At 47.0% G+C, this 12,885-nt stretch carries 13 protein-coding genes; 6 read left to right on the top strand and 7 right to left on the bottom strand.

Annotated elements, in window-relative coordinates:
* A partial coding sequence (locus NDA06_RS08935) for an isoaspartyl peptidase/L-asparaginase (protein WP_348251706.1) occupies window positions 1-402 on the top strand: 402 nt, incomplete at its 5' end.
* 52 nt (window positions 403-454) lie between these two features.
* Here NDA06_RS08935 and NDA06_RS08940 read toward each other — a convergent pair.
* The 4 genes from NDA06_RS08940 to NDA06_RS08955 all read right to left on the bottom strand — a co-directional run bounded on the left by NDA06_RS08940 (window position 455) and on the right by NDA06_RS08955 (window position 4,617).
* Window positions 455-784, bottom strand: a complete 330-nt coding sequence (locus tag NDA06_RS08940; protein ID WP_190414703.1) for a YnfA family protein — start codon at window positions 782-784, stop codon at window positions 455-457.
* Between the two features lie 6 nt (window positions 785-790).
* Entirely contained in the window at window positions 791-2,170 is a 1,380-nt protein-coding gene (glmU, locus tag NDA06_RS08945) for a bifunctional UDP-N-acetylglucosamine diphosphorylase/glucosamine-1-phosphate N-acetyltransferase GlmU (RefSeq protein ID WP_190426984.1), read from the bottom strand.
* 152 nt (window positions 2,171-2,322) lie between these two features.
* A complete protein-coding gene (locus NDA06_RS08950; protein WP_190534077.1) occupies window positions 2,323-3,366 on the bottom strand; it encodes a two-component system response regulator in 1,044 nt (347 codons plus the stop codon).
* Between the two features lie 363 nt (window positions 3,367-3,729).
* Entirely contained in the window at window positions 3,730-4,617 is an 888-nt protein-coding gene (locus NDA06_RS08955; RefSeq protein WP_190984879.1) for an MnmC family methyltransferase, read from the bottom strand.
* Window positions 4,618-5,213: 596 nt separating this feature from the next.
* Between NDA06_RS08955 and NDA06_RS08960 the strand changes: the two genes are divergently transcribed.
* The 4 genes from NDA06_RS08960 to NDA06_RS08975 all read left to right on the top strand — a co-directional run bounded on the left by NDA06_RS08960 (window position 5,214) and on the right by NDA06_RS08975 (window position 9,489).
* Window positions 5,214-6,056 carry a sulfurtransferase gene (locus tag NDA06_RS08960; RefSeq protein ID WP_190673704.1) on the top strand — a complete coding sequence of 281 codons (843 nt, stop codon included), beginning with the start codon at window positions 5,214-5,216 and terminating at the stop codon, window positions 6,054-6,056.
* 318 nt (window positions 6,057-6,374) lie between these two features.
* On the top strand, window positions 6,375-6,896 hold the full coding sequence (locus NDA06_RS08965) for an NYN domain-containing protein (RefSeq protein WP_190414139.1): 522 nt from the start codon (window positions 6,375-6,377) through the stop codon (window positions 6,894-6,896).
* A 95-nt stretch (window positions 6,897-6,991) separates the two neighbouring features.
* Window positions 6,992-8,602, top strand: coding sequence for a 2-isopropylmalate synthase (locus NDA06_RS08970; protein ID WP_190984880.1), 1,611 nt, complete (start codon window positions 6,992-6,994; stop codon window positions 8,600-8,602).
* 92 nt (window positions 8,603-8,694) lie between these two features.
* Entirely contained in the window at window positions 8,695-9,489 is a 795-nt protein-coding gene (locus NDA06_RS08975) for a class I SAM-dependent methyltransferase (RefSeq protein ID WP_190984881.1), read from the top strand.
* Between the two features lie 210 nt (window positions 9,490-9,699).
* Here the strand turns inward: NDA06_RS08975 and obgE are convergent, their stop codons facing one another.
* Window positions 9,700-10,719 carry a GTPase ObgE gene (gene obgE, locus NDA06_RS08980; RefSeq protein ID WP_190534057.1) on the bottom strand — a complete coding sequence of 340 codons (1,020 nt, stop codon included), beginning with the start codon at window positions 10,717-10,719 and terminating at the stop codon, window positions 9,700-9,702.
* A gap of 107 nt (window positions 10,720-10,826) precedes the next feature.
* The gene (locus tag NDA06_RS08985; RefSeq protein WP_190534055.1) at window positions 10,827-11,513 is read right to left on the bottom strand and encodes a Mo-dependent nitrogenase C-terminal domain-containing protein; all 687 of its coding nucleotides are present in this window, start codon (window positions 11,511-11,513) and stop codon (window positions 10,827-10,829) included.
* Window positions 11,514-11,629: 116 nt separating this feature from the next.
* On the opposite strand from NDA06_RS08985, the gene NDA06_RS08990 reads away from it, so the two are divergent.
* Window positions 11,630-11,998, top strand: coding sequence for an EamA family transporter (locus tag NDA06_RS08990; protein ID WP_190427002.1), 369 nt, complete (start codon window positions 11,630-11,632; stop codon window positions 11,996-11,998).
* A gap of 107 nt (window positions 11,999-12,105) precedes the next feature.
* Here NDA06_RS08990 and NDA06_RS08995 read toward each other — a convergent pair whose 3' ends face one another.
* Complete coding sequence (locus tag NDA06_RS08995; RefSeq protein WP_190984914.1) at window positions 12,106-12,792, bottom strand: ComF family protein; 687 nt, start codon at window positions 12,790-12,792, stop codon at window positions 12,106-12,108.
* Window positions 12,793-12,885 lie beyond the last annotated feature (93 nt).

The raw sequence follows: 12,885 nt of genomic DNA on the forward strand, positions 1-12,885 counted from the left end.
TTGGACGGTCAGGGAAATTTAGCCGCAGGCACTTCGACGGGAGGCAAGGGTTTCGAGCGGATTGGTCGAGTCAGCGATTCCGCAATGCCTGCGGGGAACTACGCCACCGCTCAAGCGGCAATTAGCTGTACGGGAATTGGAGAAGACATTATTGATGAATGTCTGGCAGCGCGGATTGTGGTGCGGGTGACGGATGGTTTGTCTCTTGCAGATGCCTTCGAGCGCTCCTTTACCGAGGCGCGTGGGCGTCAGCGGGATTTTGGGGCGATTGGGATTGATGCAACCGGAGCGATCGCATTTGGGAAAACGAGCGAAGTCCTCCTCGCTGCTTTTCACACTGGCGAACAGATGGGCGATACCTTGGAATGGACGGGTGACACCCTATCCGGCTTCATTTCTTAAGTGCAAGTAGGGTGGCAGGTTGCAGCCTACTTGCAGTTATGGTGTAAAAATATTAACCCCTAGGTGCATACATAACGACCAGCGTGCCAAGCAGAGCAATCCAACCTCCTAACAAGTCAAATTTGTCTGGAGCTATCTTATCTACTTGCCATCCCCAAAGAATAGAAAGAACGATGAACACACCTCCATAAGCTGCATAAACTCTCGCAAAATTGGCAGGTTGCAGCGTCGCAATGATTCCGTAGAGAATCATTGCGATCGCTCCTAAGAAAGCAAACCAAATACTCTTATTTTCCCGCAGCCAAAGCCATATCAGATATCCTCCACCTATTTCGCATAACCCGGCTAAGACGAAATAGAATACAGACTTGATAATTGGCATCTTGATTTACTCCTGCTGGGGTTTTAAGCGCCAGCCTTTTCTGACGACTTGACGGGCACGGGCAATTACCAAAGAATCATCTAGAACGTCTTTCGTGACCACAGACCCGGCGGCAACGGTTACGTCTTCTCCCAGTGTCACTGGCGCAACCAGAACGCTGTTGGAGCCGGTTTTCGTGCGATCGCCGATTTTGGTACGATGCTTCTTCACGCCGTCATAATTAGCAGTAATTGTCCCCGCCCCGATGTTCACTTTATTTCCTAAAGTGGCATCGCCTAAATAGGACAGGTGGGCAGCATTCGTGCGATCGCCCAAGGTGCTATTTTTCAGTTCCACAAAATTTCCGATGCGGCAAGATTCCCCGACTTCTACATGACCGCGCAAATGAGCGTAGGGGCCAATCCGGGTGCCCTTTTTAACCACACTGTCAGTCACCACGGAATAAACCACCGTCACATTTTCCCCAATCTGGCTATTTTCAATCAAGCTACCAGGGCCAATGCGACTCCCAGATGCGATCGTGGTATTTCCCCGCAGATGAGTTTGCGGTTCGATCGCTACATCCGGTTGCAACTCTACCGTATCATCAATGGTAATCGTGTCTGGACTCACGAGAGTCACACCCGCCGCCATCCAGGCATCCTTGACTCGCTCTTGTAAAATTTCGTAAGCATTACTCAGTTGTTTGCGGTCGTTAATTCCCAGAATTTCCTGGTAATCCTCCACATCCACAGCCATCACCGGCTCCATGAATTTAACCGCATCGGTTAGATAGTATTCCTGCTGGTCATTGTTCGGTACCAGTTGCGGCAATACTTTTTCCAGTTGAGGCCAATTGAAGCAGTAAACTCCTGCGTTAATCCGGCGATTTTGCTTTTGAGCAGGCGAGCAGTCCCGGTCTTCTACAATCTCTTTGACCAGATTTTGACCATTACAAAAAACCCGCCCATAGCCTTTGGGGTTTGGCATTTGGGCGGTAAGGAGGGTGGCGGCGTTCTGATGCTCTTGGTGAGTTTGCAGCAGATTTTTGAGCGTTTGCGATCGCAACAAAGGGACATCCCCATTTAAAACCAGCAAATCGCCGGTGAAGCCTTCCAGATGGGGGAGTAATTGCTGGACGGCATGACCCGTGCCCAACTGCTGGGTTTGTTCAACAAACTCCAGATTGGGAAGTGGGGGCAATCGATCGATGACTTCTACCAAGGCATCTTTGATGCGATCGCCTTGATACCCAACGATGACGAGGCACCGCGATGGTTCGACTTCAGACAAACTATGGAGAACCCGTTCGACGAGCGATCGCCCTCCCAAGGAATGTAGGACCTTGGGCAGATCCGATTTCATCCGCGTCCCACGTCCCGCTGCAAGAATTGCTACTGCTACCATATTCAGCTTTTCGCGTTATCAGACCAGCTAAAAGAATAAAGGATGAAGCATGAACCATGAAAGAGCGTTCGTGGTTCTTTCCGGGTGAAACATTGGCTCAGTCAGCCGACGCCAGCATCCGACTAAATTTTTGAGTCAATCCGAGCTTGCCCCTACACGGCTTCTGGCATCGCCTCAGCAACGCGAGCTGATTGAATAAACTCAGTAAACTTCTCTACTAATTGAGGATTTCTCCAACCTTTTGCCGTTTCTTCTGCAAAAATTTCTAAGGCTTGTGCTGATGTAAACGCGCGTTTGTAGGGACGTTCGCTTGTCAGGGCATCGTAAATATCAATAATTTGAAAAACCTGCGCCAAAAAGGGAATCTCCTCATTAGCTAAACCATCGGGATAACCCGTTCCATCCCAGCGTTCGTGGTGATTGCGAATAATTGGAATGACGCCCCGCATGGTTCGCAGCGGCTGACAAATTTTCTCACCAATCAGGACGTGCTGCTTCATAATTACCCATTCTTCGTCGTTGAGTTTCCCGGTTTTGAGCAGCACGGCGTCGGGAATGCCCACTTTACCGATGTCATGGAGATAACCGCCCCACATCAAATCCCGAACTTCGTTGCGAGAAAGATTCAGAAATTCACCAAAAGCTTTACCCATTTCCACCAGCCGTTCGCAGTGATCGCCTGTCGCAGGATCGCGGCTTTCAACACTACGGGCGATCGAGAACAGGACTTGTTCGGCGTGATCCAGGTCTTCATTCAAACGCTTTTGCTGGACGAGAGACCGGACTCTGGCAGAGAGTTCTAAGCGATCGAAGGGTTTGGTCAGAAAATCATCTCCACCTGCTTCAATGCCCAGAATGCGCGATCGCCTATCATTTAGCGCCGTGATAAAAACGACCGGGATCAGGCGGGTTTGTTCGTCTTGTTTTAACTTCCGACATACCTCAAACCCATCCATCCCCGGCATCATTACATCCAGCAGAATTAAATCTGGGTTGGACTCGACTACACGCTTCAATGCATCTGGCCCACTTTCTGCCTCCAAAACTTCGTAGCCTTCCACCGATAGCAGTGCTACCGCCGTCATCCGACTGGAGGGATGATCGTCAACCACCAGAATTTTGGGCAACTCCGAACCTATAAAGCTCACTGAAGACAACCTTGTTTGAGAAGAAGCAGCCGTTGATAAATTGAGCATGATTTATAACATAAATTTGTTTTTAGTATGAGCGAATAGCTTAACCGTGGAATCGGGTTTTTCACGGATATTAACAGCACTTAGCAGACATCTTGATTGCAGCTTCCGTCTTCTGGCATCAGGCATCGATTTAATCTTCTGATAACCTACAAAATTCGGAGATTCTTTATCTGTCCGGGTTCGGTCAGGCAGTTCTTAAAAGTTAATAATCTTTCACTTGAGCGATTGCAAAGAATGCTACGATTATACACCGCCGTTTGAGACCTAGACCATTGCGGCGATCGCATTCAATCCCGATCGGGGACTGTAATAACCCGCACTGTTTGCAAGCAGAGGTTTGTTCTAAAGCACTCGCTTGTAGAGCTATTGAATTCTGAGCTGAGATTGAAATAACCAACGCTTTTTCCAATGAGAGGTTGGCTCTAAAGCGCTAGCTTGTTGATCGATTTGACGACGCTGCAAAATCGCATCAGCGGGTTCGCACAGAGGAGGGTCGCGGTAGGGAATGGCAGCTTTGGTGTGCAAATGTTCTTGTTCTTGTACTGAAAGCGCCGCTATATCTAGGTTTGTAAAACTAGCGACCGTTCCAGGCGATCGCCTTCCCACCGGGAATGTCGCACCAATTTGTAACCCAGCGGCGATTAAAGCAGCCCGCACCGCCGCCGCACAAGAATAAGTAGCAAGCCTCCCATCGGGTTTTAAGCACTTGGCAACCCAGCTTAAGAATTCCACCGTCCACAATTGCGGACATCGGGGGGGTGAAAAAGGATCGAGAAAAATCGCATCTGCCCGGAAGTTTGAGTGGTATATCTGCTGAATTGTGGCTCTGGCATCTCCCACGATTAGCTGAGCATTCAGGCGTTCGGTCTGAACTTTGCCAGAAGTGGCTAGCTGGTGGAAAATTTGAGCGTTTTCTGGGTTCCAGTGGTTCAAAAGATGATGCGCGATCGCTGCTTTTGGTACCGATGCATCTAATTCCAGCCCCACCCACTCCACTCGGCAATTTGGATTCACTTCCCAAATCATTTCCAAAGCCGCTGCGGTGTTATAGCCCAGACCATAACAAATATCCAACAAATGTAATGTTGGTTGATGCGCTTTTTGCCTGAGTTGAGTGGGTTCGACAAACTTAAGTTCGGCTTCCTTCTTTGCACCCTGCTGGCTATGAAAAGTTTCGCCAAACTCTTCTGAAAAGAAGGTGAATGAGCCATCAGCGGTGAGTTGAGGTGTGAAGATGCCCATGTCTTGCATTTTTTAGAGAGGAAGGCAGGTTAATAAAGCACTGCAAAAACTGCTTAAGCTCAGTTGAAACTAAATTTAATTTTTCCAGATGACGAGTGACTCTTAGGCAAACTGCACGACTTCGGCTACGCTTGCCCACTCCTGAACCCACTTTTTACATAATGCATCAATCACTTCAGCCTCTTTAATACGAGATAATATGAAGCCCTGATTACCAAGATGCTGCTTTATGGAAGCTCTAAAGTGAGAAATTTTCGGTCATTCATTCTTGAAAACCGCTCGTGAAAGCTTTCTAATAAGCGAATTAAAAGTTTATCATGCCGCTGATTAAATGCATTACAAACGAGTTGCAGTTTATTTGGTGAAACTGGTTTAGTTTTGGTCAAAATGTAACCTTTACAGCTTAGCGATAATTTCGTGTCTTGCTATCTATTTTATTGGTTCTAACACTCAGTTAACTCTATAAATTGTAAGTGAGCCGCATGGATACTTGGAGTTGAATTCTAAACAGAAACGCGATCGCTTCTCCACTATTGCCGTGGCAACACAGATGCGATCGCTCCCTGAAGACTTGTACACTGTTTTGATTGCAAACAGTCAAGTCAATGACCGATACCCCTTTTGTCGTTTCCGCCCAGTGGCTTTCCGAACACCTGAACCTTAGCGCAGCGGCTCCGGAGCTTTCGCAAGTTATCGTTGTGGATTGTCGCTTTTCCCTTGCCAATCCGGAATTGGGACACCAGCAGTATCTCACCAGTCACATTCCCGGTGCCTACTATCTGGATCTCAACAAAGACCTTTCTGCACCCGTCGGACAGCACGGGGGAAGGCATCCATTGCCCAATCCCGATGAATTAGCCAAGAAGTTAGCAGCCATTGGGGTAAATTTTCAGGAAACCTTGGTTGTTGCCTATGATGATTCCCGATTTGCCTTTGCTGCACGTCTCTGGTGGCTGTTGCGCTACCTAGGGCACGATCGCGTGGCTTTGTTAGATGGCGGCTTTTCGGGATGGCAGGCAGAGGAATATCCGGTTACAGACGTTCTTCCAACGCCACACAAAGGCAAGTTTGTGCCTCAGGTGCGACAAGACTGGGTAGTAGATATTGAAACCGTCAAAGCTAGAAAAGACTTGCCAGGAGTGGTATTGGTAGATTCGCGGGAAGGCGATCGCTTTTCTGGCGAACAAGAACCCATTGACCCAATTGCCGGTCATATCCCCGGAGCCGTAAACTATCCTTGGCAGGAAGTATCGAGTAGTCAATCTTACCTACGACCGATGACGGAACAACGCGCACGATGGGTAGGCTTAGAGCAAGCTGAGGAGGTTTTAGTCTACTGTGGTTCTGGCGTTACCGCCTGCGTAAATCTGTTGTCTTTAGAAATAGCGGGAGTTCATACGGGCAAGCTATATGCTGGTAGTTGGAGTGATTGGTGTTCTTACCTGTAAATACTATAAAGGCAGTGCTTAAGTACTTGCCCTAACTATACGATAGTGTCCACTAGGACAGTAATAGAGTCCTCAACTAAGGTAGAGTTTAAAGAAGAAGTTATGTTTGACTTTATCGGTGCTGTTCCCCTTTTTCGACTTTAATCGCCGATTTTGCCCTAAAAACCTCCTGAATGCCAGCAGGTTTTGGGGATATCCGGAAAGATAAAAAAGAATAGGGATTGCACTAAAGTACTTATGAATAATTATTCGTAACAAATTGCTAGAATAAATCATTCCACTAAAATTCTTTTCTACAAATTTTAGGTTTTAGTTTCTATGGCTTTCTTAATGAACCGTCTTTCTATTTTTGTAGACGGGAACAATATGTTCTACGCTCAACAAAAAAATGGTTGGTTTTTCGATCCTAGGCGAGTATTGGAATACTTTAGAAAGGAACAGCCCGATACAAATCTCATCAACGCCTTCTGGTACACCGGGCTAAAAGATCCGCAGGATCAGCGAGGATTTCGAGACGCACTAATTAGTTTGGGATACACCGTCCGTACAAAAATTCTTAAAGAATATTACGATGACACTTCCGGTCGCTATTCGCAAAAGGCGAACTTAGATATTGAAATTGTTGTTGATATGTTTAATACAGTAGAACAGTACGATCGAGTAGTTTTATTCAGTGGAGATGGCGATTTTGAAAGAGCCATCGAACTGTTACGTTCTAAAAATACGCATATTACAGTAGTTTCCACAGAAGGAATGATAGCGAGAGAGCTAAGAAACGCTACAGACCGCTACATAGACCTGAATGAAATTCGGGAATTTATTGAAAAAACTGAATATTAGTCTTCAAACCTTAGTTTTTTTGGCTATAACTAATTAGCAAGAACTAATGACTAACGGCGAATGAATCAAAGTTGAAGGATGTGTTTTTTTGACCTATGAACGTTGAACCTAGCCAAGACCGGATTATTATTTTCGATACGACCCTTCGAGATGGGGAACAGTGCCCCGGCGCAACTCTGAATGTAGACGAAAAGCTGAGTATCGCGCGACAATTGGCTCGTTTGGGCGTGGATGTGATTGAAGCGGGGTTCGCTTATGCTAGCCCAGGAGATTTCGAGGCAGTTCAGAAAATTGCCAAGACAGTCGGGACAGAAGACGGTCCCGTTATCTGTAGTTTGGCAAGAGCGATCAAAGCAGATATTGAAGCTGCCGCAGAATCGCTAAAACCAGCGGTAAAAGGTAGGATTCACACTTTTATTTCAACCTCTGATATTCACTTAGAATATCAGCTAAGAAAGACAAGAGCTGAAGTGTTAGCGATCGCAGAAGAAATGGTCGCCTATGCTAAATCCTTCATGGACGATGTAGAATTCTCCCCAATGGATGCCGCTCGCTCCGATCCAGAGTTCCTCTACCAAGTGCTAGAGCGGACAATTGCGGCGGGTGCCAAAACTGTCAATATTCCCGATACCGTTGGTTACATGACTCCCAGCGAGTTTGGTGACTTAATTAAGGGAATTAAAGAGAATGTGCCGAATATTGACCAAGCAATCATTTCTGTACACGGTCATAATGACTTAGGCTTGGCGGTGGCGAACTTCTTGGAAGCCGTGAAAAATGGCGCACGACAGCTAGAATGCACCATTAACGGCATTGGCGAAAGAGCCGGGAATGCTTCACTCGAAGAATTGGTGATGGCACTCCATGTCCGGCGTCAGTATTACAATCCATTTTTAGGACGCCCAGAGGAGTCAGAAGAACCCCTCACGAATATTGACACAAAGCAGATTTACAAAACATCTCGGTTAGTTTCCAACTTAACAGGGATGTTGGTGCAGCCGAATAAAGCAATTGTGGGCGCAAATGCTTTTGCACACGAGTCTGGCATTCACCAAGATGGGGTGCTGAAAAACAAGCTCACCTACGAAATTATGGATGCCCAATCTATCGGTTTAACCGATAATCAGATTGTACTGGGCAAACATTCCGGTCGCCATGCCTTCAGCGCTCGACTGAAAGAATTGGGATTTGAACTATCAGAAAGTGAGTTAAATAAAGCCTTTCTGAAGTTCAAAGACTTGGCGGATAAAAAGAAAGAAATCACCGATTGGGATTTGGAAGCGATCGCTAACGATGAAATCCAACAAGCCCCAGAACTTTTCCGCTTAGAATTGGTGCAAGTCTCTTGCGGCAGCAACTCTCAGCCCACCGCAACCGTTACACTTCGCACTCCCGCAGGCGAAGAACTCACCGACGCCGCCATCGGGACGGGACCCGTAGATGCCGTTTACAAGGCAATCAACCGCGTCGTCAACGTCCCCAACCAACTGATTGAATTTTCCGTTCAATCGGTAACGGCTGGAATTGACGCCATCGGAGAAGTTACGATTCGCCTACGGCACCAAGATCGAGTATTCTCCGGTCATGCTGCCAACACCGATATCATCGTCGCCTCCGCCCAAGCCTATGTCAACGCCCTGAATCGGTTGTATGTTGTCTTGGAAAAAGATGAGACGCGATCGGCAGTAATCTCCCAAAAAGTATAAACCGCAAACAGCCATAGAGGTACGCAAAGTGAGAAAATCCTTTGCGTACCTTTGCGTTTACCTTTGCGAACCTTTGCGTTTAATTCTTAATTATGGATATTTTTGACAAAGAGAAAAAATTCCACGATCAATGGGCATCCACCATTGATGTAGATGGAATCAAAGTTAAAGATTATTTTGAAGCTTGTACTTCCCCTGAAAATCGTTTCATCCTCAGACGACTGGGAGATATCAGAGGCAAAAAGCTTCTCGATTTAGGGTGTGGTGCTGGGGAAAATAGCGTTTACTTTGCCAAAAAAGGGGCGCTGTGCGTGGCATCTGACTACTCTCCCGGCATGGTGGAAATCGCCCTACAACTGGCAGCGAGGAACGGCGTCGAGATTGAGGGGCGAACCATGAATGCGATCGCGCTCGATTGCCCCGATAATAGTTTTGATATTGTCTACGCCTCGAATTTGTTGCACCATTTACCCAATCCGAAACTCGCCATTCGGGAAATGCACCGGGTGCTTAAACCCGGTGGAAAAGCTTGTTTTTGGGACCCTCTGAAACACAATCCAGTCATTAATGTGTACCGCCGGATTGCGACGAAAGTGCGGACTGAAGATGAAACGCCGCTGGATATTAATATTGTCAATTTTGTAAAATCCCAGTTTTCAGAAACGTCTTACGATACGTTTTGGTTGGCAACACTATGGATTTTTTTACGCTTCTATTTGATTGAAAAAATCGATCCAAATAAAGAGCGTTACTGGAAAAAAATTATTATTGAACATGAAAGATTGGCACCGAGTTATCAACGGTTAGAAAAGATGGATGGCGTTCTAAAAAAGATTCCTTTAATGAAGCGTTTTGCCTGGAATCTTGCTGTAGTCGCAACGAAATGAGTTTTATTTCTTAAGTAAGCGGAGGATAAGATTAATTACTAAAAATTGTTAGCTTGTTTTGAGAAAAAACTCACACTGGTTAAATTTCCAGCCTCAAACAAAGCTAAGAATTCAGTAATTCTTAAGCGTTGTTAGGATTAATCCTCAGCAAAAACCAGAAGTAAAAATTAAAAATGAAAGATAAATTCTTGCATTTTTAATTTTTAGTTATTAATGATTAATGGTGGCTAGTTCATCCAGTTGAGCGAGGGTCTGCCAAACTTCGTGCAACATTTGATCTAGCCCAATGCCAGCAACCCCTGAAATCAGGAATACGGGTGCATGACTTAACTGACGAAGCTGTTGCGCGATCGCTTCCACATCACGATCGGGATCGATCGCATCCACCTTGTTCAGCGCCACAATCTGCGGACGATTTGCTAGCCCCCGACCGTAAGAGTGCAACTCCTGCTGTATCGTTTGATACGCGCTAATGGGATCTTCGCTAGTCCCGTCAATTAAATGCAGCAGTAATCGGGTACGCTCGATATGACGCAAAAAGTCGTGTCCCAACCCGGCACCCATATGGGCACCCTCAATTAAACCTGGAATATCAGCAAATACGGTGCCGTCACCGCTGGGTTTGCGTACCACCCCCAGATTCGGCACCAACGTTGTAAAAGGATAATCTGCTACCTTCGGTCGTGCCGCTGAAATCGCCGAAATTAGCGTAGATTTACCAGCATTGGGTAAACCAATAATCCCCACCTCAGCTAAGAGCTTCAATTCCAAACGCAGCTGCCGTTTTTCACCTGGCAATCCGTCTAAAGCATAATCCGGCGCTCGATTGCGGTTGCTCAAAAAGTGCTGATTTCCCAAACCCCCCTTGCCACCCTTCGCCACACAGAAAGTTTGCCCTGTCTCGACCAAATCGCTCAGCAACTCATCCGTTTCGGCATCATAAACCATCGTGCCACGGGGAACATGAATCACGCGATCGCGTCCCGCGGCACCCGTGCGATTATTGGGACCTCCGCGCGAACCGTCTTCAGCCTTGAAACGATGGGTATACTTGAAGTCCAGCAAGGTTTGCAAATTCTCAACCACCTCTAGAATCAGCGAACCACCGCGACCGCCATTCCCCCCGGATGGCCCCCCAGCTGGCACATATTTTTCCCGTCGGAAAGCGACAATTCCATCGCCGCCTTTCCCCGCCTCCACTTCAACTTCTACCTGATCGATAAATTGCATAAATTTCCTTTGCTAATTGCTAATTGTTACTGATTGATCGTTTGCTCCGGGATGCCATGAACCATGAACCATGAATCATGAACCATTAGCCATTAGCCAGTCTTCCATTAACAATACGGTGACACATCTTCACCACAATCATCCGCCAAATAGGATAAAGCGCGAAAGCGCAAACCCACTAACTGCTCGTAGATGGGATTGAGCTTACACAGCGGTGGAATGTGGACAATTTTGTGACCAAATAGCTTGACATCGCGCTCAAACGGGCACTGGGCAGGAATCATTTTGCACAAGAATCTCGCCAATCGCGGATCGTGAATTTCTAACCCATCAAGCCATACCCGTACTGGGCGCAGCACATCCCGCTGCCGAATCCGAGCCGCTGCTCCTTTGTCCGAGTCAGCGGAAATCTCGCTTTCTGAGGTAGGAATCAGCGTTTGCCGCAGCAATGAAAGCGCTTTCGGCTGCTGTCCTAATGCCTCACAAAACTGGAATAGCAATTCATCCTCGCTGGAGGAATAAACGCCATCTGCGACTGCCACCATCACAGCGGTACGCAGGAAATCTTCTGCGCTTCTGGCATCTTCCTTAAAAGCCGCTGCTAATTCATCGGCAGTAATCGGTTCGAGCGATCCCAAATCCATTGTGGGCGCTACTTGGTTCTGAGTCAGCGATGAAATTAATTTCTGTTCTTCGGCGTCAAAATTGCCGTCTGCCCAAGCAACCATTAGCAAGCCGCGTATCCAAACCGCCATTTGCTCGCTGGTATAGGGAGACTGAAGTACGCTCGTCATAACACTCTGATTTGCTTGAATTTACGTTGCGATCCCTTTGAGTCGATTCTAGCTCTGGCTCAGCCTCGGATGGCTGTAAACTTAGAGACGGATCTCCTCACTTTATTGATATTTCTGTGAATTCACCAGAATTTGGGTTATTCCTGATTTCGATCCTAGCGAGCGTTGCAGGGCAATTTTTGCTCAAAGCTGGAGCTTTGAAGTTAGGCAGAGTCAATGCAGCTAATTGGATCGGTCATCTTTTAAGCATTCTCGGTACACCAGAACTTCTAGCGGGTCTGGCTTGCTATGGTTTAGGGGCTTTTGTTTATATTTTGCTACTGACGCGGGTGAATCTCAGCATCGCTGGCCCTGCGGTAAGTCTGACTTATGTATTCTCTGTGCTGCTGGGTTATTTTATTTTCCGAGAAGCGATTCCTTTGAGCCGCGTGGTGGGTTTGGGCCTGATTATCAGCGGCGTGGTGTTAGTGATTTGGAAAAATTAAATTTCGTGCATTACGCCCTGCGCCACTTTTTCTTAACCCCTATTGATTGGGCGAAAATACAGAAAGTTGCACACCGGGTGTCATTAGTAATTGCTAATTGGTTCGTATCAACCATCATCCTTCACCCTTTTAGGAGTCGCGACTGCAACTAAACCATATACTCGGATGCCATGTTGTGCGAGCGTTTGAGCCGCAGATTGAGCCGTCGCTCCTGTCGTATAAATGTCATCTAATAACAACACTGGCGTAGATGGACGGCTACGAAGAAATTCTTTTCCAAGGGAGAAAGCGCCAGCTAAGTTTTTTTCTCGCTCGGTGCCAGATAAGCTAAACTGAGCCTCTGTCGCCCGTACCCGTTCCAAACCCAGCGATCGCATGGGGTAGCCGGTACAATCGCAAAAGCTTTGAGCCAGTAAATCTGCCTGATTGTAGCCTCGCTGACTCACTTTGGAGGGGTGCATGGGGATGGGCACTACGGTTAATTTGAGCTGAGCGGATACCGGAGAATTCAGCCATGCTTGAGCAAGCCAATGACCCAACGGACGAGCCAGTTGGGGATGGTTTTCATATTTTAGGGCAGCGATCGCTCTCTTCATTGCCCCTCCATATCCGCCCCAAGCAAACACGGGTAGTTGCCCTTGCCAAAATTGGTTAGGATTGGACATCTGACAGCGTTGCAGTTGCCGCTGACAGTCTTCGCAAAATTCTTGAGAAGTCGGGCGCTGGCAGAGTGGGCAGTTGGACTTCAGAAATAGATTTAGCAAACCTTTTACAGTCTGGCTCCAATGCCCCATCGTCAATACCTCATCCTTGGGGAAGATTTCTTTAAAATACAAGTAGGTTTGTAAGCGATCGCGCAAGTAACGTCTAGCTTAATCTTTTACAAA

This window comes from Trichocoleus sp. ST-U1 (assembly GCF_039961835.1).
Lineage (GTDB): Bacteria > Cyanobacteriota > Cyanobacteriia > Cyanobacteriales > FACHB-T130 > FACHB-T130.